Annotated in this window: 17 protein-coding genes and 2 tRNA genes; 3 read left to right on the forward strand and 16 right to left on the reverse strand. The window is 61.1% G+C overall.

Annotation, left to right across the window (positions count from 1 at the left end):
* Positions 1-18: 18 nt before the first annotated feature.
* Both H3T88_RS06800 and H3T88_RS06805 read left to right on the forward strand, forming a co-directional pair.
* Positions 19-1,254 (forward strand): NADP-dependent isocitrate dehydrogenase, encoded by a 1,236-nt coding sequence (locus H3T88_RS06800; protein WP_198204045.1) that lies wholly within the window; start codon positions 19-21, stop codon positions 1,252-1,254.
* 256 nt (positions 1,255-1,510) lie between these two features.
* Complete coding sequence (locus H3T88_RS06805; RefSeq protein WP_198204064.1) at positions 1,511-3,052, forward strand: hypothetical protein; 1,542 nt, start codon at positions 1,511-1,513, stop codon at positions 3,050-3,052.
* On the opposite strand, the gene H3T88_RS06810 is transcribed toward H3T88_RS06805, so the two are convergent.
* The 16 genes from H3T88_RS06810 to H3T88_RS06885 form a co-directional block, all read right to left on the reverse strand.
* Positions 3,022-4,848, reverse strand: coding sequence for an AMP-dependent synthetase/ligase (locus tag H3T88_RS06810; RefSeq protein WP_198204063.1), 1,827 nt, complete (start codon positions 4,846-4,848; stop codon positions 3,022-3,024). The two genes, H3T88_RS06805 and H3T88_RS06810, sit on opposite strands and share 31 nt — an antisense overlap.
* Before the next feature lie 119 nt (positions 4,849-4,967).
* Entirely contained in the window at positions 4,968-5,633 is a 666-nt protein-coding gene (locus tag H3T88_RS06815; protein ID WP_198204046.1) for a M23 family metallopeptidase, read from the reverse strand.
* A 195-nt stretch (positions 5,634-5,828) separates the two neighbouring features.
* The gene (gene arfA / locus H3T88_RS06820) at positions 5,829-7,364 is read right to left on the reverse strand and encodes an arabinosylfuranosidase ArfA (RefSeq protein ID WP_198204047.1); all 1,536 of its coding nucleotides are present in this window, start codon (positions 7,362-7,364) and stop codon (positions 5,829-5,831) included.
* Between the two features lie 403 nt (positions 7,365-7,767).
* Positions 7,768-7,840: transfer RNA gene (locus H3T88_RS06825), tRNA-Asn, on the reverse strand.
* A gap of 78 nt (positions 7,841-7,918) precedes the next feature.
* Positions 7,919-8,962, reverse strand: coding sequence for a tRNA (adenosine(37)-N6)-threonylcarbamoyltransferase complex transferase subunit TsaD (gene tsaD / locus H3T88_RS06830; protein ID WP_198204048.1), 1,044 nt, complete (start codon positions 8,960-8,962; stop codon positions 7,919-7,921).
* Positions 8,955-9,467: a ribosomal protein S18-alanine N-acetyltransferase gene (rimI, locus tag H3T88_RS06835; protein ID WP_198204049.1), complete on the reverse strand. Its 513-nt coding sequence runs from the start codon at positions 9,465-9,467 to the stop codon at positions 8,955-8,957. Before rimI ends, tsaD begins: the two co-directional genes overlap by 8 nt.
* Positions 9,464-10,252, reverse strand: coding sequence for a tRNA (adenosine(37)-N6)-threonylcarbamoyltransferase complex dimerization subunit type 1 TsaB (gene tsaB / locus H3T88_RS06840; protein WP_198204050.1), 789 nt, complete (start codon positions 10,250-10,252; stop codon positions 9,464-9,466). The genes rimI and tsaB overlap by 4 nt, the downstream gene beginning before the upstream one ends.
* The gene (tsaE, locus tag H3T88_RS06845; RefSeq protein WP_198204051.1) at positions 10,249-10,851 is read right to left on the reverse strand and encodes a tRNA (adenosine(37)-N6)-threonylcarbamoyltransferase complex ATPase subunit type 1 TsaE; all 603 of its coding nucleotides are present in this window, start codon (positions 10,849-10,851) and stop codon (positions 10,249-10,251) included. Before tsaE ends, tsaB begins: the two co-directional genes overlap by 4 nt.
* Complete coding sequence (holA, locus tag H3T88_RS06850) at positions 10,848-11,825, reverse strand: DNA polymerase III subunit delta (protein ID WP_198204052.1); 978 nt, start codon at positions 11,823-11,825, stop codon at positions 10,848-10,850. The genes tsaE and holA overlap by 4 nt, the downstream gene beginning before the upstream one ends.
* The gene (locus H3T88_RS06855) at positions 11,822-13,342 is read right to left on the reverse strand and encodes a ComEC/Rec2 family competence protein (RefSeq protein WP_198204053.1); all 1,521 of its coding nucleotides are present in this window, start codon (positions 13,340-13,342) and stop codon (positions 11,822-11,824) included. The genes holA and H3T88_RS06855 overlap by 4 nt, the downstream gene beginning before the upstream one ends.
* Before the next feature lie 674 nt (positions 13,343-14,016).
* Positions 14,017-14,679: a ComEA family DNA-binding protein gene (locus H3T88_RS06860; RefSeq protein ID WP_198204054.1), complete on the reverse strand. Its 663-nt coding sequence runs from the start codon at positions 14,677-14,679 to the stop codon at positions 14,017-14,019.
* Between the two features lie 105 nt (positions 14,680-14,784).
* Entirely contained in the window at positions 14,785-17,754 is a 2,970-nt protein-coding gene (leuS, locus tag H3T88_RS06865) for a leucine--tRNA ligase (protein WP_198204055.1), read from the reverse strand.
* Between the two features lie 75 nt (positions 17,755-17,829).
* On the reverse strand, positions 17,830-18,660 hold the full coding sequence (locus H3T88_RS06870) for a glutamate ABC transporter substrate-binding protein (RefSeq protein WP_110417081.1): 831 nt from the start codon (positions 18,658-18,660) through the stop codon (positions 17,830-17,832).
* 9 nt (positions 18,661-18,669) lie between these two features.
* Positions 18,670-19,620 carry a magnesium transporter CorA family protein gene (locus H3T88_RS06875; protein WP_110417080.1) on the reverse strand — a complete coding sequence of 317 codons (951 nt, stop codon included), beginning with the start codon at positions 19,618-19,620 and terminating at the stop codon, positions 18,670-18,672.
* Between the two features lie 106 nt (positions 19,621-19,726).
* Positions 19,727-20,539 carry a DUF1287 domain-containing protein gene (locus H3T88_RS06880; protein WP_198204056.1) on the reverse strand — a complete coding sequence of 271 codons (813 nt, stop codon included), beginning with the start codon at positions 20,537-20,539 and terminating at the stop codon, positions 19,727-19,729.
* Positions 20,540-20,544: 5 nt separating this feature from the next.
* The gene (locus H3T88_RS06885; RefSeq protein WP_232347225.1) at positions 20,545-21,570 is read right to left on the reverse strand and encodes a D-2-hydroxyacid dehydrogenase; all 1,026 of its coding nucleotides are present in this window, start codon (positions 21,568-21,570) and stop codon (positions 20,545-20,547) included.
* Between the two features lie 213 nt (positions 21,571-21,783).
* Here H3T88_RS06885 and H3T88_RS06890 point away from each other — a divergent pair.
* Positions 21,784-21,856: transfer RNA gene (locus H3T88_RS06890), tRNA-Ala, on the forward strand.
* Positions 21,857-22,000 lie beyond the last annotated feature (144 nt).

Here is a 22,000-nt window from a genome sequence, read left to right on the forward strand (position 1 = left end):
GACCGATAGGAGGCCGCAATGGAGAAAGTCACCGTGAAGGGACGCATCGTCGAGCTCGACGGTGACGAGATGACCCGGGTCATCTGGAAAATGATCAAGGAACGGCTGATTCTGCCCTATCTGGACGTGGACCTGGACTATTACGACCTGGGTATCCGCAACAGGGACGCCACCGACGACAAGGTCACCGTACAGGCGGCCCAAGCCATCCAGCGCGAGCATGTGGGTGTCAAGTGCGCCACTATTACCCCTGACGAGGCCCGGGTGAAGGAATTCGGTCTTAAGCGCATGTGGAAGTCACCCAACGGAACCATTCGCAACATTCTTGGAGGAACCATCTTCCGCGAGCCCATCGTCATCGATAACATCCCCCGGCTGGTTCCAGGATGGTCCAAGCCCATTGTGGTGGCCCGCCACGCCTTCGGTGACCAATACCAGGCCACTGATTTCACCGTTCCCAAGCCTGGAAAGCTGAGTGTCGTCTTTACTCCTGAGGACGGGAGCGACCCGGTGACCCGAGAGGTGACCACCTACCCAGGACCAGGCGTGGCCCAGGTTCAGTTCAACCTCGACGACTCCATCCGCGACTTCGCCCGCTCATGCTTCAACTATGCCCTGCAGAGGCACTATCCGGTCTACCTAAGCACCAAGAACACCATCCTCAAGGCCTACGACGGACGGTTCAAGGATATTTTCGCCCAGGTCTACGAGCAGGAGTACCAGGGTCGGTTCGAGGAAGAGGGGCTGACCTACCAGCATCGTCTGATTGACGATATGGTGGCCTCCTCGCTCAAGTGGCAGGGCGGCTATCTCTGGGCCTGCAAGAACTACGATGGCGATGTCCAGTCCGATGCAATAGCTCAAGGGTTCGGTTCCCTTGGCCTCATGACCTCCATGCTGATGACGGCAGACGGGCAGACTGTAGAGGCCGAGGCCGCCCATGGGACCGTGACCAGGCATTACCGGCGCTGGCTCAAGGGCGAGACCACCTCCACCAACCCGATCGCCTCTATTTTCGCCTGGACCGGCGGACTCAAGCAGCGGGCACGGCTGGATTGCACGCCCAAGGTAGCCCGGTTCGCACGAACTTTGGAGTCTGTGGTCATCGAGACCGTGCGCTCCGGCCGTATGACCAAGGACCTGGCCAGCCTGGTTGGTCCCGATCAGCCCTGGCTGGACACCGAAGGGTTCATGGATGCCCTGGACCAAGCCCTTGCCGAGCGTATGGCTTCAGCTGCTGCCAAGGCAGACTAGCAGAACAAGACAAGACATCATCGCCTTCCATTACAGGCGGTCATTCTGCTCAGATCAGCCTTGACCGTCTGCCCCTTGGCGAGAACCTTGTGCGCAAAAGCAAGGAAGTTCCGTACGCTCCTGACCGAGAGCCAATACAATGGTTGGTCGGGACCCGGCCGGAGTCGGGCTCTGTCGGAACGAAGGAGCGAATGTGAAGAAGACCGGCTTTGCACGGCATTTGTCCGGCTTGCTGGCTTTACTGGCGTGCCTGGTCATGGTGGCATCGACTGGTGCCTGCGGTCCGGCCCCGGGCAAGGGGGAACCGTCCCCGAGCGCCCCGCAGAGTCAGGCGACCTCCACGGCAGCTGCAGAGGTACCTGGTCAGGTAGCCATTTTCACACCTTCTGACGGCATCACCCTCTCCCAGCACACACCCATCAACAAGTGGGCCGCCCTGGTTCCTGAGATCAAGGCGGCACTGACCAAGGAGCATCTTTCCGGAAAGCGCATCGATACCTATACCAGCGGGAATCTGGAGGATCAAAGCAAGGAACTGCAGGATTACGTGGTCAACCGCCTCTCGGAGCGCAAGGCCGGGAAGACCTCAGCGCCGACCACGCTGGTGGTAGCGCCCATGACCTCGCCGGACTCCATTACCCGCCAGTATGGCGACTACATCAGCAAATCACTGGATGCCGATGCCAAAGACAAGGCGCGCACACGTCTGGTTTCGTCTCTGCGTCTGGCCACCGGAGCAGGCATGCATGTGGTGCTCCTGGCCAACCAGGTACCGGGCATTCAGCCGGATCTGTTCGTACAGTTGTCTGATGCACGGGCCATTGGTCAAATGCAGGCGGACAAGCTGGCCAGCAAGCTGGAGCTGAACAAGGCCAGCAAGGACAACCCCTGCCGCATCGAGATTCTGCTGCCGAACCGCCCGGCCGATGCATCCTCTGATGAGTCCTCTGATGACACGGACACTGAAGCCGGCCAGGCTGAACGGGACAAGCAAGAGGAGCAGAATTCCTTTCCTGCCCAGGCCTTTGCCGGAATCTGGCAGGTGCTGGGGCCATACTTCAAGGATGGGAGGGCTATCAGCCCCTCGGGACTCCTGAAGGCGGACAGCACCGAGCAGGACTGGCAGGCGGTCGCCTTCGACCCAGGCAAGGATGCTTCGGCTACCGGCAAAGAGCTGGCGACCCGCCTGGCTATGAACGATGGCTCAAAGACCCGTACCGAAGTGGACGGCATTTTGGCTATGAACGATTTCATCGTTTCCGGGGTGGTCTCAGAGCTTGGTGATCTTGGATATAGGGGTTCATCAGCGGATGTCAACCCGGAGATCTCCATATCCGGCATCGTGGGATCAATGGCCGGCCGCAAGGATCTGCATCGGCAGCGCGTACCTAAACCCGCCCAGAGCCCTACAACCCAAAATCAAACAGGGTCGGAGGCGAACCCTTCACAGCAGGCCCCGGGCAAGACCCAGGGATCCACGCACCCGGACGACCACGCCGCCTGGCCGATCATCAGCGGATATGGTGCCTACGTTGATAACATCCCACAAATCGTTGACGGACGGCAGTGGATGACCGGGCTGGAGGACAGGCTGGGGCTTGCGGCTGATATTGCCAAGGCCTGCGTCGGCCTCAACAGCCAGGGCAAGGTGCCAGCCATGGATACGATCCAGACCGTCAACCAGGACGGGAAGCAGCTGCGCCGCCTGTCAAGACCCTTGGTTGCGGTTTCGGCCTCCAACCTCAAGGCGGCGCTGATTGATACAGACTACATCAAGCCAGCCGACGCGGGCCTTTGAGCATAGATCTCCTGCTCGATTCGGTCCTCATACCGCTTGAGAACCTCCTGACGGCGGGGCTTGTATGAGGCGGTGAGCAGACCGTTTTCACGAGTGAAGTCCTGGTCCAGAATCAGATAGCGGCGGATGCCCTCAGCCCGGGATACCTGGCTGTTGGCCGCGTCCACTGCATGGTCGACCTCAGTGCGGATGATGGGGTTCTCCCCGGCCGAAGCAATATCTTCCAGGGGTTCAGCACCCTGATCGCTCAGCCAGCGGTCGACTTCCTCGGGATTGAGGGTAATCAGGGCCGAGATGAATGGTCTGCGGTCCCCGATGACCATGCAGTGGCTGATGATGGGCGAACGTTCAACGGCTGTTTCCAGCAGCGAGGGCGAGATGTTCTTGCCTCCTGCAGTGATGATGATCTCCTTGCGCCGACCGGTCAACCGAACGAACCCGTCCTCGTCCAGACTGCCCAGATCGCCGGTCAGCAGCCAGCCGTCGCGAATCTGCCTCGTGGTGATTTCCGGATGGTTGTGATACCCCATGCAGACATCGGGGCCTTTGACGCACAGCTGGCCCTCCTGGTCGATGCCCACGGTGATCCCGGGCATGGGCAGGCCGATGGTGCCCAGCCGATAGCCCTTGGTGGGGTTGACCGTCACCGGGCCCATGGTCTCGGTCATGCCATAGCCCTCCAGAAGGGGCAGGCCGATGCCATTGAAGAAGTCCGCAATGTCCCTGTCAAGGGGAGCTCCGCCCGAAATGGCATACTTGACCCGGCCGCCCAAGGCCTCCAGGATGGGGTCGTAGACGGTACCTGTGTACATGAGGTGCTTGGTCCTCAGCGACATGGGAACCCGGCTTCCGGTCTGCTGGTGACGGGACCACTGCCTGGCCACTCCTGCAGCATCCAGGAAAATCCTGCCCCTGGCACCTGTTCCGGCCCGCTGGGAGGCGGCGTTGTAGATTTTCTCGAAGATTCGCGGCACAGCCAGGATGAAGGTGGGCTTGAAGGTCTGCATGTCCTGCAGCAGATTACGGATGGACCCGGTAAGCCCCAGGGTGAGATCCGTGGCGATGGCGAAGAACTGCAGACAGCGGGCAAAGGCGTGGGCCAGAGGCAGACAGAGCAGAAGCCGCCTGCCCTCGCCCAGGCAGATGTCAGGAACCGCCTGGGCACCTGAACGCACAGTGAAGATGATGTTGCTGTGGCTGAGCTCTATGCCCTTGGGCTTGCCCGTAGAGCCTGAAGTGTAGACGATGGTGGCCAGGTCGGAACCTTGCACCGAGTCGGCCCGGGCCTGGAAGTCCGCCTGGTCCACCGTCCGTCCATAGGCGCTCATGGTGGTCAGCGCTCCCCTGGTGATCACATACAGGTCGTTCAGATAGGCGCACTGGGAACGAACCGCGTCCACCCGGGCCCTCATGTCGTCATCCTCCAGAAAGGCCATGCCCACATGGGAGTCGTTGAAGATACGCCGGATCTGGTCGGGAGAGTCCGTCTCGTAGACCGGCACCGTCACCGCTCCTATGGCCAGGATGGCCATGTCCAAGGCAGTCCACTCCCAGCGGGTGTGCGAGACGATGGCCACCGAGTCCCCCCGACCTATCCCCCGGGCCATAAGTCCCTTGGCCAATGCGACGACACGGTCGCGGAACTCACGGGCCGTGATGGTGCTCCACTCACGTCCGCTACGGTACTCGAGCAAAGGATCGTCGCCCAGGCGCTCCACCCTGTCCTCAAGCAGTGAGAAGACGCTTGCATCAGCATCTATTGGCTCCTCAAGCGGACGCGTGAATTCTTGCTGCATGTTCTGCATGACCACTCCCTGCTGAAACGGCGTTATGCTTAACGATTCTAACCGCTCCCCCGGGCTGGCGATATACCCGGTCTGCAGACTCGCGCGTCATCTGAACGACCCTGGCACTTCTATAAAGGTTTGAGACGAATCCGATGATTTCCGACTTTAGCGCCTGGATCCAGGTACAGGCCTTGATCGTCTTTCAGTCCCCAGTGCAGACACTCCTGGGCACAGTGGTCAGAGACTCCCTCTACCTTCCCCCAGACTGTGCCGGCCTGAAGTCGGGTTCCCACCGGCAAAGAGCTCTGCGCAGGCTCGTAAGTGGAGACCAGGTTGCCGTGACGAATGGAGACCACGTCCTTGCCTCCCACGGAACCTGCAAAGACTATGACACCGTCTGCCGGAGAACGGATATAGCTACCTTGCTCCGCCGCCAAATCTATCCCGCGATGACCGCTCAGCCATGGACGATCCGGAGGATCGAATGGACGCATGGCCTGAGGGACAGCCTTACCTCCAGGCTTTGGTTCAAGGGGCCACAGCCAGCCCCGGCGGCAGGCTGTGGTCGATGAGGTAAGTCGACCGTTCTGCGCCGGAGCTGCAGCCGAAGGCAGGGTCGGCGCAGGCTGAGCCGTGACGGTCACTGTGGGCCCTGCAGCCGACAGGCCCAGGGCCAGCATCAGTACCAGCAGCGTCCCGGGAAACCAAGGGGGGCGGCAGCCGGAAGGCATGATAGGCATCCGGCCGGTAACCCGCCTGATGCCCTTGTTCTTATGGTCACGCGCAGAGGCCATGGTCGCACCTTCATTCCGTCATCTTGGATGCCCGATTGAGCGTCCATCATCATGATGGATTGGGGGCGAAAGCCACGCAAGACGGAAGGAGGCATGTGGTCGAATACGCAATCGTCCACATCCAGATAGACCGTAAGGCACCCTACCTGAGAATCCGCGGAAAGGGTTCCGAGCCAAGATGCCTTTGGCGGCCTTTTAAGCCAGATGGATGACCGTCCAGGAGACGGGAGGCAGCTGAAGGCTCAAGGCATCCTCATCCATCTTGAAATCTGTCCGGGCATGCATGACGACCCGCTCCTGGTCTTCAAGAGTGTTGCGTGCCGAGGGGTCGTCCTCATGCAGGGTGCTGACCGTGGCCTGTCGATGTCGATCCTGTTCAGGCAGGGCGATTTTGAAATCAACAGAACTGTCGAGGCTGCGGTTGACCACGAAAACACTGAGGGATCCGTCGGCACCTCTGACGGCCACTGAATCCGTCATGGGCACCTGGCCATAGCGCGAGGTCTCATAGGTATCTCCGCTTTGCAGGCTCTTGAGTACACTGGCGCCTCGTGCATAACGGGCGGTCAGGGCGAAGGGATGGAAAATGGTCTGCCTCCAGGCCGGGCCGCCGGGCTCGGTCATGATGGGGGCAATGACGTTGACCAGCTGGGCCAGGCTGGCCGCATGAACGACGTCGGCATGCCGGAGCAGGGTGATCAGCAGGTCGCCCACCACCACGGCATCTGCCACCGAATAGACATCCTCCAAGAGCGGCGCGCCTATAGGCCAATTGCCGATGCCTTCGGGCGATCTGCTGGCCTCTGCAGCCTGGTACCAGACATTCCACTCGTCGAAGGAGATGTAAACCTGATGGTCACTGCCCAGCCGGGCACGCGAGGCGGCGATGATGGCTGCCACATCGGTGATGAAACTGTCCATGTCCACGCCAGAAGCCAGAAAGCTGGCCATATCTCCATCCCGGGGTGCGTAATATGCATGGCATGAGAGGAAGTTCACATTTTCGAAGCAACGCTCCAGGACGGTACGCTCCCAGAGACCGAATGTGGGCATGGTGTGCGAAGAGGATCCGCATACAACCAGATCCAAGTCCGGATCGATCATCCGCATGGCCACAGCCGTCCGGTTGGCCAGATCCGCATATTCCTGTGCACTCTTGTGGCCGATTTGCCAGTCGCCGTCCATCTCGTTGCCCAGACACCACATCCTGATGTTGAAGGGGCGATCATGGCCGTTGGCACGCCGCTGTTCAGACAGCTCGGTACCCGATGGCACATTGCAGTATTCGAGCAGATCCAGGGCCTCCTGCAAGCCCCTGGTGCCCAGGTTGACGGCCTCCATGAGCTCGTTGCCGCCCAGCTTGTCCAGCCATTCGCTCATCTCGTGCAGGCCGAACTCGTTGCTTTCGCCGGAATGCCAAGCCAGGTCGAGACGACGAGGACGGCTTTCGCGCGGTCCCACGCCATCCTCCCAGCGGTAGCCCGAGACGAAGTTGCCACCCGGGTATCGGATGGTGGTCACGCCCAATTCCTTGACCAGATCCATGACGTCCCGGCGGAAACCCTGCTCGTCTGCTGTAGGATGACCCGGCTCATAGATGCCCGAGTAGATGCCCCTGCCCAGGTGCTCCACGAAGGATCCGAAGAGGCGATCGTCAATGGGCGTGGACTCCTGCTCCTCATCCACCCTGAACTGTGCCCTACCGCTGTGATTTAGCTGCCCTAGCGTCACTGTCTAACTCCTTCGTTCTGACTCTGTTGTCTATGGCTCTCGCCGACCCTATAACTATGGGCCATTTGAATAGTACCGTTGTGTCTTCGACAAGGCACCCGTCTGTCGCCTCCTGCAATCTCAGAAGGTGCCTCCTGGCACAGAACGAAAAACCGCGTAATCATCCCACCTCGCACTAGTGATGGGAATATTCGAAACAGACCGGTAGCACCAGGCCTCGAGTCGGGAGAGTTAAACACGATTTAATCGATTGGGCATCCCGATACTCGTATTTACCACTACTCGTATTTGCCACAACCAGGAGCATTTGATACAGGGGGGGGGGGGCATTGCCTGATAGATCATACAATATTAAAGAAACCTGATGGATAAAGAAAACCGCCGGAGAACCGGCGGTTGAGAGCTCCCGCAGCTGGGCTTGAACCAGCGACATTTCGATTAACAGTCGAACGCTCTGCCAACTGAGCTATGCGGGAATGTCCCGTTCAACTCTCGCTGAACACAATTACCATACTATAGTCCGAACCGTAGTATCCGACAACTTGGCGTGTCGATTACATGAGGATCCTGTCCATTGGCATGGCCGAATCAATGGAGAAGTCAGGAGCAGAGGGAGACAATCCAGCCTGGACCAGATTGACGCCCAGCATGGCCACCATGGCGCCGTTGTCCGTGCACAGTTCGATCTTCGGAATACGGACCCTGACACCCTCCTGGTCACCGAACTCCTGAAGCTTGCCACGCAGCTGCGAGTTGGCCGAGAACCCGCCGCCGACAATCAGGGTATCCGTGTCGAACCTGTGGCAGGCAGCCATGGCCTTACGGGACAGGACGGTGGCCACGGAATCCGCCAGGGAGGCGCAGACATCATCCACGGGAATGTCGAGCCCGGCCTGCTGTCTGCGTTCGACCCATCGAGCCACGGCGGTCTTGACCCCCGAGAAGCTGAAGTCATAAGGATGATCGGCTCCGGCCCGACCCTTGGTCAGCCCTTGGGGCACGGCGATGGCGTGAGGATCGCCCAGACGGGCATGGCGGTCGATGTGCGGGCCGCCGGGATAGGGGAAGCCGAGCAGACGTGCAATCTTGTCGAAGCACTCCCCCGCCGCATCGTCCAGGGTGGTGCCCACCACCTGGACCGATCGCGCCAGGTCATCCACGTGCAAAAGTGAAGTGTGACCGCCGGAGACGATCAGAGCCAGGGCATTCTGGGGGAAGGGACCGAATTGAAGCTGAGTGACAGCTATGTGTCCTATGACATGGTTGATGCCATACAGGGGCTTTTTCGCCGCCCAGGCCAGCGCCTTGGCACCGGAAACGCCGACGGCCAGGCATCCAGCCAGTCCAGGACCTGCCGAGACCGCTATGGCATCCACTTGGGACAGGTCCATATCTGCATCCTTGAGGGCCTGGGAGACGACCGGCACAAAGGACTCGGCGTGTGCCCGCGAGGCGATCTCAGGGATAACGCCGCCATAGCGGGCGTGCTCGTTCATGGAGGATGCCACCACGTTGGACAGCAGGCGGTTGCCCTGAACCAGGGCTGCCGCGGTCTCGTCGCAGGTGGATTCGATGCCAAGCACCAGGGGCTCACTCATGGTCAATGATCCTTTCCTGTCCTTTCGAAAGCTTGCGGCCGACAGAGCCCACCGGGCCCGGTCCGACCGAGCTCAAAGGCCTGGTCATAGCCCAGGCATCCACGTCTTCAGGCTGATAATAGCCCTTGCATAGTCCCGTCTGGGAGAAGCCAAAACCCTTGTAGAGGTCAATGGCAGCGGGGTTGTCTGCGCGCACTTTCAGGTTCATGCGCTGCAACCCCATACGGTCGGCTGAAGCGATAAGCTTTACCAACAGAGACCCTGCAATGCCGCGATTCCGGACTTCCGGCAACACTCCCAAAGTCATCAGCTCGGCATCCCTTTCCCCCGACCAACAACCTCCATAGCCCAGGATGGCACCCTGGTCCTCCCATACCAGATAGGTGCGCGAAGGGGCGGACAGCTCAAACCGCAGTTCCTGCCGACTCCAGGCCTGGTCGCCGAAGACCCGTGCCTCCAGATTGACAAGCTGGTCCAGGTCCCCCAAGGCCGCTGCGCGAATCATGACCGGACTGCTACATGCTTGAGCGGATTGGGCACCGACACGTCCGGTCGACGAAGGTAAAGCGGCTCCACTGAATCGACCAGCCCCTGCTGGGCACGTCGGCATGCACAAGCAGCCATCAGACCCGTCCCTCGTGTCCCATTCTCCAAAAAGGAGCCTTCGTCCAGCACCACCCGTATATCAGATTGCTTATCCAGGCGCTCCCACTGGTCTGCGTAGCGGCCAGCCCCGTGGCCGCTGACGACCAGAGTGACAGGACCGTGGTCCAGAGACTCCCGCTCCTCCGCGATGGCCGCGATTCTCTCACAGATAGCAGCTGGGTAGTCGATGCTCATTTCGGTCAGCGGCCTGGCCGGAGCCTCCACATCTACAAAGTCGTCAAAGAGACGGTAGTAGAGCTGCCGACGTCGAGCATCGTTGACAGCCAGAACCAGCAGCCGGGTATGGTCTTGGCCCCGCTGCTTGAACCGGCTGTATGCATAACGGGCCTGCGGCTCCAGGATGTCCTGACCCAACAGACGGGCGCCAGTGGCAAATGCCAGGGCTTTGGCGGTGACGATGCCGGCCCGCAGCCCGGTGAAGGGCGCAGGGCCCAATCCCACCACGACGGTCCTCAAATCTTCTGCATGCAGCCCAGCCTGGTCCATGACCTTGGCGATATTGACCTGGAGGCGTTCCACATGCGAGCGCGAGTCGGTCTCGATGCAAGGCTCCCGTCCGGGCAGCCCCACAGTCGAGCCATACGAGGTATCGATCACCAAAAGGGGCGTATCGGTCCCGTTCATACCGTCATCGCCTTTCTCAGCTGCTCCAGTCTGGTGGCCCATGAAGGACCCACTGCACGCAGACGTACCATACGCTGACCCTGGGAGCTGGGTGGCGCGTCAGGATCTTCCCGGGGATCGACGGGTCGGTCGATGGTCACTTCCAGACGTTGATCGGCCAGCGCTGAAGCCATCTGCTCGCCCCACTCCATCAGAATGACGGTGCTTTGGCCCGGATCCTCCAACTCCTCGTCCAGACCCAGGGACTCCAACTCGTCCAGGAGTCGATCAACGGCATCCTCGCCGGGCAGATAGTCCTGTCCGCCCAGCCGGTAGGCATCCACGTGAATCAGGGTAACAGGTAAGCCGTCGGACAGATGGCCATGCAGCTCTCTTGCAATGGTGAACGTGGGCGAGACTACAGGGCCGTCCACTCCAAGTCCACTGCCCAGCCCCTGGGCCAGCGTGGTCTTGCCCGCCCCCAGAGGTCCGGACAGGAGGATCACATCCCCGCCTTGCAGACAGGTGGCCAGGTTTCTGCCCAGGCGTTGCATATCATCGTCTGTGGGCACGGCCAGCCTGAACCCATCCTGCCGCCCGGCGCTCTCCTGCAGGCTCATGCCAATGTCCTTCCCTTGGCTGCAATCAGCTCCACTGCACGTTCCAGAGCATAGCGGGCATCGCCGCTACTGGTCTTGCTGACCTCATCAGCCTGGGCCAGGGCCTCGATGCAGGCCGCCAGACCGGAGGAGGTCCATCCATGCAACTGCCTCTTGGCTTCTCGTAACTGCCAGTATGCGGCCTTGGCCTCGGCCGTGGTGATGGATCCCGACTCGATGGCAGCCTCCTTGCCCAACGTTCGTAGCTTCAAGGCCAGTACTCCAATCAGGGATACTGGTTCGTTGCCCTGTTCCAGAGCTGAACGCAGTGCGACGACTGCTTGGGCCGGTCTGCCGGCAAGGGCCCTGTCCGCCACAGCGAATCCGGACACAGCTGGGTTATCAGTCAAATAATGGTTGACAATCTCCAAGGTCATTGGGTCCTGGTCAAAATCGAAGCAGAGCTGGGAACACATGGCGGCAAGTTCCGGAGTACGCTCGCCAAGGACATCGACCAGGCGCTGGGCCGCCCTTGGCTGGATACGACGCTGATGGGCCTTGAATTGCCCATAGACGAAATCGACCTTGTCATCGAACTTCTTCAGATCCGGCATACGCTCTATGACTGCTCCGGCCCGTTCCATCTGGTCCAGAAGCCTGCGGCCCCGGTTGCCCCCGTCATGACGTGCAATGACGATGCTGGATTCGGATTCTGCGGGCTCGTGGCAGAAATCCACCAAGGCCTGAGTCAAGGCCTCATCGGCCGCCTGCAGGTCATCCAGGAGGACTACGGCCGTCTGACTGAGCAGGGAAGGTCCGACCGCCTCCTGAAAGGCGTAAGCGTCGCAGTCTGCCGCGTCCATCTCTATGTATTCGCTGTCCGGATTGGCGGCACATGCCTGTGCGCACAGCTCCTTGACACGCTGCCCGTTGAGGAAGGGATCGCCGCCGACCACCAGATGGACGGAAGGGTTCTCCTGCTGAGCTTTGGTCATGACTCAAATCTCCCTTCATCACTGGACATTGACCTCGGTCGTTTTTTGAAGGCCAACTGTGTCAGAAGACCATAGGTTTGCTGCAACCAGCCCTTGATTGACACCCAGGCCGATGGACGAAAGGGAACCCCTGAGGTCACGTCTGTCAGCGCTGACCATGAACAGTCCCGCCTCCGGGCACGGATGAGTCGGATCAACCGGTGATCAATCACGGCCATCAGACCCAGACCAAGCAGGCAGGCACTGCCGACTGGCCCCGATGGCCAGGCCGCCGGAGCAACAGCCTCACCCAGCCATGTGGCGGCAAAAGCCATGACTCCGGTACCCAGGGAGGTCAGTCGCGCCAGCAAGAGCCCTATTGGAGGCCAGAGCCAGGAGGTGAGCAGAGCCAGCAGGCCGGTCACCGTGGCAGCGTCGACCACAGGAGTGACCAGAAGGTTGGCCATTGGGGCCAGCAGAGGCAGTCCGGGACTCATGAGCACCTGCACAGGCAGTGTCCCGGCCTGGGCACACAGGGTCGTGGCCAATGGACGCGCCAGAATTGCAGGAAGATGGTCTTCAAGTAGGGCCGTCAACCGCCGGTTGCCCAGAGCTATGCCCAGCACGGCACCGCAGGAGAGCGCAAAACCGTAGCTTGCGGCCATGGAAGGCCGCAGAATCAGGATTAGCAGCACGCACCAGGACAGGGTATTCACTGACTGGGCGGGCCGGCAGGCAGCCAGAGCCAATGCTGAAAGAAGCCCCATGGCCTGAGCTCGCAAGACTGAATCCCCGGGGACCATCAGCATACCCAAACCCAGATAGGCGGCAGACAAAACCAGAGCCATCAGCAAGGGTGGCGAGCGCAGGGCCCGCATGGTCGAAACCAGTAACGAAGCCAGGATCATGAAGTGCCCGCCGGATACAGCCATCAGGTGAAGGATGCCCGATGCCCGGAAATCCTGGGTCAGACGGGCTGCATAGGCGGGCTCCACCGCCGGTCTGCCCAGAGAGCCATCCGACCCGGGCAGGGTTTGGTTGCCCAGGATGCCCATGGTCAACCCGGGCACCAGGATACGTCCTTGGTCGTCCAGTCTGCTGGTCTGTTCGAGAAAGGCCCCTTGCATGCGTGCAATCAATCGTCTGCCGGGCCATGGCGGCCTGACCTGTTTCGTGCCATCTTCCACAGCCAGCCAGGGCATAGAACGGCCGTAGGCGGAGGGTTCCAAGAGGCCTCGCGCACGATACTGTCCGCCCTGTTGCAGCTGGCATGACCGGCTGCGGGCGAAGAGGATGATCCGTTCATCGGAAGGCATGCGCACCCCGGACACAGTCACCCATTGCAGCCTTAATTCCGTTTGACAGTCCCAGCCTCGCCGGGAGGATGCGCTCATAGGGCCCACAGCCCGGCCACGCACCTCGGCAAGCGCCTTCCCCTGACGGATCTGACGGGCTGCAGGCCCGCCGCGCACTGACTCATGACCAACTGCAGCTGCAGTAGCCACAGCCAAAGCCACCGCAGCCAGGACGGCCAGCATCGGTAGTCTCCGAGGACCAAACCCAGTGGACACCTGGGTTGAGGAGGGTGAGACAAGTATGGAAGAAGAATAACGCCTGGACCCAGCGTACGAGTGTTGGCTTGAGAATCGCTGCAGCCACTGAAACCGAATATCCCGATGAGCCGTGTTCTCATGACTGGTCTTTCTGGTGTCCGTGGTATCCACACAGGGTGTATTACGATGGCTTTCGTTCCAACGACTTTTGCCCCTGCGATCCTTGTTCCCAGGACGCATACAGACTCGGGGCAGCTGGTTCCGCCCACGTGAGCGATGGGGCCGGCGAAATACCCGGCCACCGCAATCGGGGTCCTCTGCGGCGACCAAGAATACGAACCTGATGGCAAGCAGGATCATTGCAAGGAGTAATGGAAGCGCCAGGACAAGCGGCGCCAGCCAGACCGCCATGTCCATTCCTCCACCGGCCGTACCCCCATCGGCCATGCCGCCTCTGGACCCTCCTACCGACTTGGACCAATCGCCGCCCTTAAACGTTCCTGTCATCGATTCGCCCATGTTCCGGTCCAGCAGCCAAGGGACCAGCAGGGCAACCGCCCATGCCAGACAAGCGGCGGGAAGCATCCGAAGATTGCGGCTTCCGTTCACCCGATCAATCGCATCGTCAGCCCCATCGTGAACTCTTGAATGACCGGCCATCATTGCACCACCAGATATGGGCGTAATCGGGCCAGGGTCTTGGCACCGATGCCGGGAACGTCCAGAAGCTGGTCGACCGAGGTGTAGCGACCGCCGATCGCGCGCCGATGTTCCAGTATTTTTGCAGCCTTGACCGGACCAATCCCCTTGACATTTTCCAGATCCTGCTGGCTGGCGCTGTTGAGATTCACACGTACCGCCTGATCGGTCGACCCCGAGGAGGCACTGGAGGCCGGAGCAGCAGCATTGTCGGCCTTTTCGGTATGTTGGGCGGAGCCTGAGACCGGATCGGCCTGCTGGCTGCCCGCTTCATTCGGAGTGTTCCGTCTACGTTCGTTACCCGAGGCCTGCTTGCCAAGGTGCGCAGCGCTGTTCACATCGCTGTTCGCAGGAGGCGATGACCTGGTCTCGGACTCGTCAATGGTCACCCCTGCAGCCAGGGCCTGACCCTGCTGGGCCAGCAGGGTCAGACTTACGGCAAGGGCCGCCACCAGAATAAGGATGGCCGTCAAGGCCTGCAGCGGCGTAAATGACCAGACGGGCCGATTTCGTCGAACCTGGGTCTTGGCCATACCTTCGGTTGGCCCCTCTGAACGAACCGATTGGTTCAGGGCCAAGGCCTGCAGCGGCGGCGCCGGTGGCTTGGTGATGTTGATGCTCATGGGCCCAGCCTGACATGGTAAAGCCCCCCGACATGAGGTCGAGGGGCTATGTGGTCGAAGGTCATCACCTGTCCACAGCCTGGCCTGGCTGCGAGCAGTGCAGGGTCATGCCGGCACGACCGACACGATCTTGGGGGCCTTGACGATGACCTTTCGAGGCTCCTTGCCGCCCAGCCGCTCCTGGACGGCGGGCAGTGCCAGGGCCATGGCCTTGAGCTGGTCGGGCGCGATATCGGGACTGACCTGCAGCTTGCCGCGGACCTTGCCCTTGACCTGGACCACGGCGGTGACCGTGTCCTCGCCAAGGTAGCGGTCATCCCATGTCGGCCACTGGGCATGTGCCAGGGACTCCTTGTGACCCAGACGGCTCCAAAGCTCCTCGCAGATGTGGGGAGCGATGGGCGAGAGCATGAGCACCAGCGGCTCGATGGCTGCCCTGGGCGTCGGATTCAGCCCGGTCAGATGGTTGTTGAGCACGATCATCCTGGCGATGGCCGTGTTGGGCCGCATGGCCTCCATCTCGGCAGTCACGTCGTGGATGGTGGTGTTGAGCAGCTTCAGGGTTTTCTGGTCGGGTTCACCCTCGTCCAGGACCACCTCGCCGGTCTGCTCGTCCACAACATTGCGCCAGAGCCGCTGCAGGAAGCGCATGCCACCCACCACGTTGCGCGTGTTCCAGGGCCTGGATTCGTCCAGGGGACCCATGCTCATTTCATAGAGGCGGAAGGTGTCGGCCCCGTAGGTGCGGTACATGTCGTCAGGGGTGATGATGTTCTTGAGGCTCTTGCCCATCTTGCCGAACTCGCGGTTGACCGGCTGACCCTGCCAGGTGTAGCCGACCTTGCCGCCCTCCTCATGCTCCTCCACCTCGGCGGCGGGCACGTACTGGCCGCGCTGGTCCGTGTAGGCATAGGCCTGGATCATCCCCTGGTTGAAGAGCTTGTGGAAGGGCTCCTTGGACGAGACGTAACCCAGATCATAGAGGACCTTGTGCCAGAAGCGGGCATAGAGCAGGTGCAGCACCGCGTGCTCCACGCCGCCCACGTAAAGGTCAACGCCGCCTGACTCCCCTGCGGTGGCGTTATGCCTGGGTCCCAGCCAGTAGTCGTATTCCTCCGGATCGACCATGTGCTGGTCGTCCTTGGGGTCGATGTAACGCATGTAGTACCAGCAGGAACCGGCCCAGTTGGGCATGGTGTTGGTGTCCCTGTGGTAGACCTTTGGCCCGTCACCCAGATCCAGGGTCACGTTCACCCAGTCCTGGTTGCGGCTCAACGGGGCCTCCGGGCTGGACTGTGCATCCTCGGGGTCGAAGGTCTTGGGCGAGTAGTCGGGCACATCCGGCAGGGCCACGGGCAGCTGGTTGTCCGGCAGCAGGTGGGGCAGGCCCTGGTCGTCATAGACCACCGGGAAGGGCTCACCCCAGTAGCGCTGACGGGAGAAGAGCCAGTCACGCAGCCGGTAGGAAACCGTCCCATGGCCCACGCCGACCGACTCCAGCCAGGCAGTGACCTTCTCGATGGCCTGGTCAACCCGCAGACCGTCCAGGCTGAGCTGGTCACCAGCGGCCTGGGTGGCCTGGACCGAGGAGTTGACCACAATGCCGTCGTGGGAGACGAAAGGCGCCTTGCCCCGATAGTCGTCCAGGGTCTGTCCGGATTCAGGCAGGGGGCTTACCGTGTAGACGACGGGCAGGCCGTACTTGACGGCGAAGTCGTAATCGCGCTGATCGCCGCCAGGCACAGCCATGATGGCTCCGGTGCCATAGTCCATCAGGACGTAGTCGGCAGTGAAGATGGGTAGCTTGGCCCCGGTGATGGGGTTTACCGCGTACAGCCCGGTAAACAGGCCTGTCTTCGCCCCGCCTTCGTCCACGCGATCCTTGGCGGTCTTGGCCTCGGCGGCCCTGCGATAGGCCTGCACACCCTCCGCTGGATTGGCATAGCCCCCCTTCCACTGCTCAGGCACATCCTCAGACCACTCCTGAGGCAGGTGCTGCAGCAGGTCGTGCTCGGGCGAAACCACGGCGAAGGTGGCGCCGAAAAGGGTGTCGGGACGGGTGGTGTAGACCTCCATGGTCTGATCACCGTCAGGGCTGGGCACGGTGAAGTCCACCGAGGCCCCTTGCGACTCGCCGATCCAATTGCGCTGCATAAGCTTGACCTTTTCAGGCCAGTCCAGAATGTCCAGATCCTCCAGAAGCCGGTGGCCGTAGGCGGTGATGCGCATGGACCACTGCTTGAGCTCACGCTGGTAGACCGGGTAGTTGCCCCGCTCGGAGCGCCCCTCGGCGGTCACCTCCTCGTTGGCCAGGACCGTGCCCAACCCGGGGCACCAGTTGACCGGCGAGCGCGAGATGTAGGCCAGGCGGAAATCGTTGAGCACCTCGGAGCGCTCGGCCTCGTCCATCTCCGCCCAAGAAGCGCCGGAATGGCCTGGAATGGGCCTGCTTCCGGACTTGAAGGCCTCGACCAGTTCGCTGATAGGTCTGGCCGAGCCTGTCCCTCCGTCGGCACGGCGGTAGTCGGGGTCATACCAGGACTCGTAGATGCGCGAGAAGATCCACTGGGTCCAGCGCACATAGTCGGTATCGATGGTGGCGAAGGAGCGGCGGTCGTCGAAGCTGAGCCCCAGCCGGTGCAGCTGCCAGCGCATGTTGGCGATGTTCTGCTCGGTGGTGACCCGGGGATGCTGCCCGGTCTGGACCGCATACTGCTCGGCGGGCAATCCGAAGGCATCGTAGCCCATGGCGTGCAGGACGTTCTCGCCCTTCATCCGGTGGTAACGGCTGACCACGTCGGTGGCTATATAGCCCAGGGGGTGGCCCACATGCAGGCCCTTGCCCGAAGGATAGGGAAACATGTCTATGACGAAGTAGGGACTGCGGCCCCCAGCGTGGTCTCCCTGGGCATCGGTCAAGTCGCCCTTGGTGTTGGCGGCCCAGAAGGTGCCCTCCTTGTCCCAGCGCCGCTGCCAGCGTTCCTCGATGGTCTGAGCCATGGCGGCGTCGTAGCGGAATTGAGGCTGATCTGATTCCTGGGTCTGCTGATGATCCCTGTCTTCATTCGCGTTCATATGGTGAATTATCGCCATTCACATGGACACGGCCGGGCCGATGTCCAGCATCCGTCGTCCTGCCTGGAGTCGTGCTCAGTGGTCGCCAGGCTTAAGGGTGCGGGCGGCGGCATCCAAGGAGAAACCGATCGACTTGGATGCCCGGCTCAGGGCAGCCTTGAAGGATCCGTCCTGCATCATCCTCTTCAGGGCCTGGTCGATGACGTCCACCAGCTCAGGATCCCCGTGGGGCAGACCGATGCCGTATCGCTCATGGGAGAAGGGATTGCCGACCAGGCGCAGCTGACCGCCACCGCGAACATGAGCCAGTCCGGCCAGGGCAAAGTCATCACCGCTGACCGCATCCGTGTCCCCGCTGAGCAGGGCCGTGACGCACTCAGGGAACTCATCCCGTTCCTGAACCTGGGCTTGAGGGACCAGCGAACGCACCAGGGCCCCGGAGGTGGCCCCCGCGGCCACGCAGACCCGCTTTTGAGCCAGGTCTTCAACTCCAGCGATGTCACTCTGGGTGCGACGAACCAGCAGGTCCTGCCCCGCAGCCAGGTAGGGCCCAGCGAAATCCACCAGCTTCTGCCGTTCCTGGGTGATGGAATAGCCGGCCACGACCATGTCCACCTGGCCTTGCTCGAGCATGCGCTCGCGGTCCGAAGGCTTCACTTGACGGAAGACGATCTGCGACTCGGCGTACCCAAGCTCGTGAACCACATACTGGGCTACATCCACATCCAGTCCCCGGTACCGGCCGGACTGTGCGAATCCAAGTCCGGGCTGGTCAAAGGAGATGCCCACGCTGATCTTGGGCCCGATGGAGCCCGCCCGGTAGGGATCCTCCTGAAGTCCACACCCGCTCAGGGGCACCGCCAGAACCAGTGCCGCCAGAGCCGCCGCAATCCTGCGTGCAAACATGACCGATCCCTACTTGAACATTTTCGAACGTGTCAGGAACCAGGTTACCAAGGCGGTCACCAGGCCCGAAAGAATCACCACGACCGCAAAGCCCCAGGGTTTGTCGGTAAAGGGCATGCCGAACATGCCCTGGTTGAAGTTCATGCCATACATGGAGAAGATCAGCGTAGGCACCGACAGGCTGATGGAGATAATGGTGAAGATCCTCATGACGTTGTTGACGTTGTTGGAGACGATGGAGGCGAAGGCGTCGGTCATGTTCGAAAGCACGCTTGAGTAGATGTTGGCCATCTCGATGGCCTGCTTGTTCTCGGTGATCACATCGCCCAGAAGGTCCTCGTCGTCCGGATAGCGCTTGATACGCTCCAGCCCGGTCAGCTTCTCCAGGACGATCTCGTTGGACTTGAGGCTGGTGGCGAAGTAGACCAGGGTCTTGTTGAGCTCCAGCAGCATGAGGATCTCTCGGTTCTGCATGGAGTGGCGCAGCTTGAGCTCCAGCCGGTCCGACTCACGGTCGATGATGCGCAGGTAGCGCAGGTAGAGGGTGGCGTTGCGGTAGAGGATCTGAAGGATGAAGCGGGACTTCATGAAGGTGTTGAACCCCCGGATGGTTCCCTCCATGAAGGGGTGGAGCAGGACGGTGTCCTGCATGCAGACGGTGACGATCAGATCCTCGGTGACGATGATGGACAGGGGGATGGTCTCGTAGTAGTCCCGGCCGTCGCGCTCCTCGGCCCGGGGAATGTCGACGATGACCATGGTGTACTCGTCCTCCACGTCCACACGCGAGCGCTCCTCATCGTCCAGGGGGGCACGCAGGTCAGCCAGATCAATGCCAGTGGACTGCGAGACGTTGGCCAGCTCGACATCGGTGGGCGCCGATAAGCATATCCATGAGCCCTTGGAAGCCTTGCCGATCTGCTCGATCTGCCCGTTCATGGTGCTGAATACTCTCATCATCGCCATCACCGCCTCTCGTGCTCGAACCTGGCCGACGTGTCTGGCCGAACCGATAGTAGCAGATAACCAGTTGCCGCCGTGCTCAATTTCGCAGGGTAGTCCCGGGTCACCCCCTCCATGGGCGCAGGACGGCGGGTTGGATTTTGGAGGCATCGAATCGGAAATGGCCGGTGATGGGACGATGGCCAGGTGACCCCAGGTAGTCGTTCTCCCTGGCGCGCTGACCCATGTTGTGCAGAAGCAGGGGGATGCCCTGGCTGTCCCTTTTATCCGAGGCCATGCCGATATGCCAGGAGGTATCGAAGATGACGATGTCGCCCTGCTGCCACTGGTCGGTGGCCGCGGTGTCGTTGGTCAGACGCTGGGCGTGCCGGGACAGGAATACGCCGAGGACATTCGTGCGTCTGAAGTCGATGTTCGGATCGGGCCTGCTGATGACTCCAGCATAGGCCCCAGGAGACGAGGCGATGTCAGCGTCGACCATGGCTTTGAGGTCGTAGCCGGCCTGCCGGAAGGCCCTCCAGATTTCGTCGGTGCAGGCGCCGCGATCATCGGGCGGATAGCCGCCCTGATAGTAGCCGCTGTCATAACGAGGATGGCGGCGTGCCTCCTGATGGGCTCCACGCACCATGGCCGTGTAATCGTCCACACCGTCGTGGTCGTAATCGACAGGCGAGATCAGAGGCGGATGGGCCGCGGTCTGCTCAGGAGAATACCCGGGAGGGCTGTGGGAAGCGGTCTTGCGGCTGTTTGCAGAGGAACTTTGATTATCATGGCGAGCAGATCCGACACCCATCAACCTGCCAGCCAAGGCCAAGGAGCCCGCCACAATCAAAGCAAGCGCCAGCAGAACGGCCACCCAGCGCAGAACAGTCGTCCGCCCACGACTGTTGCCGCTACGGCTTTGCTCTGTCGGCACGGCGGTCACCTCATCCGGTTGCGAAGGGGTCTGCCATCCATGAACCGACGAAGATTATCCAGGCAAATTTCCCGAACCTTGTCCATGTTGGAGGGTAGATGAGCTCCCCCGGCTACATGCGGAGTGAGCAGGCAGCGTGGTTGCCTCCAGAGTGGGTGGTCTTCAGGCAGAGGTTCCGGTTCGGTCACATCCAGCCCTGCACCGAAAATGCCATCCTTATCCAGGGCTTGGGCCAGAGCCATGCAGTCCACGGCATCTCCCCTGCCCGCGTTGATCAGCACGGCGGTGGACTTCATCAATGCAAGACGATTGCCGTCGATGATATGTCTAGTCTGCGGCGTTGAAGGCAGGGCCAGAGCCACTACGTCCATCTCAGGCAGCAGGGCATCCAGATCGTCAAAACCAGCCAGACAATCGAACCCCTCCACCGGCTGGTCGGGATGCCGCCTGATACCGATGGTCCGAGCGCCTACAGCCTTGGCCAGACGAGCGAAGGAGGCTCCGATATCCCCCGTGCCCAACACCAGAACCTGGCAACCGCGCGGTGAAAGGACAGCCCCGCGAGGTTCCCAACGGCCCATGCGTTGATTGTCCCGGTAACCAGGAAGGTCCTTCATCAGGGCCCACATCATGGCGAACATGTGCTCGGAGACCGACTGCCCGTAGGCGCCGGAGGCGCTGGTCAGTATGGCATCCTTGGGTAGAACCCCCGGTTTCAGGTAGGCATCCACACCCGCGCTGCTGGTCTGCAGCCAGACCAGGTTACGGCAGGCAACCACCTGCTCGGCCGGCGGATTACCCAAAATGATCGTGGCCTCCAATCGGAGGGATTGAGGGACATCGATGAGCCAATGCATGCTCTGCCGCATGTCCGTGTCGACAATGAACTCCTGACGAACGCCTGGAGCCGCCTGGAGGAATTCCTGTCGTTCACTCTGGTCCAAGGGCAGGCAGTTGATGATGAGCTGATCCCCAGGATGGTTCTTGTTCCGCTTTTCAGCCCGCACTTCGGCATCGTTTTTGCCGGTCATGGTCCGCCGCCTTTCCATTGCTGCCGACCCCCTTGGTCGCCCATTGTTCATCATGCTAGCGCACTTGCAAGCTCAGGAATGACTCAAGACCATTCGAGGATAAAATCCATCAAATAGCTCACAAACCCTGCAATTCCGAGGCAACACACTGAGTTGCTCCATTCGCCAATCCCGGTGTACTATAAGCAAGGCTTCACCAAGCAAGGCAAGCACGGGGCTATGGCGCAGCTGGTAGCGCGTCTCCATGGCATGGAGAAGGTCGGGGGTTCGAATCCCCCTAGCTCCACAGATAGGATCCCGAGGTGACCTCGGGATCTTTTTTCATATCCGGATACTGACCCATGCGGCCTATAGGAACTAAACGCGTTGTTTTAGGTTCTGTGTGTGGGTTTGGTTGTGTGTTGGTCAGAGTGTGGTGTTGGGGTATCTG

Origin of the sequence: Bifidobacterium sp. W8110, assembly GCF_016101375.1 — a bacterium.
GTDB lineage: Bacteria > Actinomycetota > Actinomycetes > Actinomycetales > Bifidobacteriaceae > Bombiscardovia > Bombiscardovia asteroides.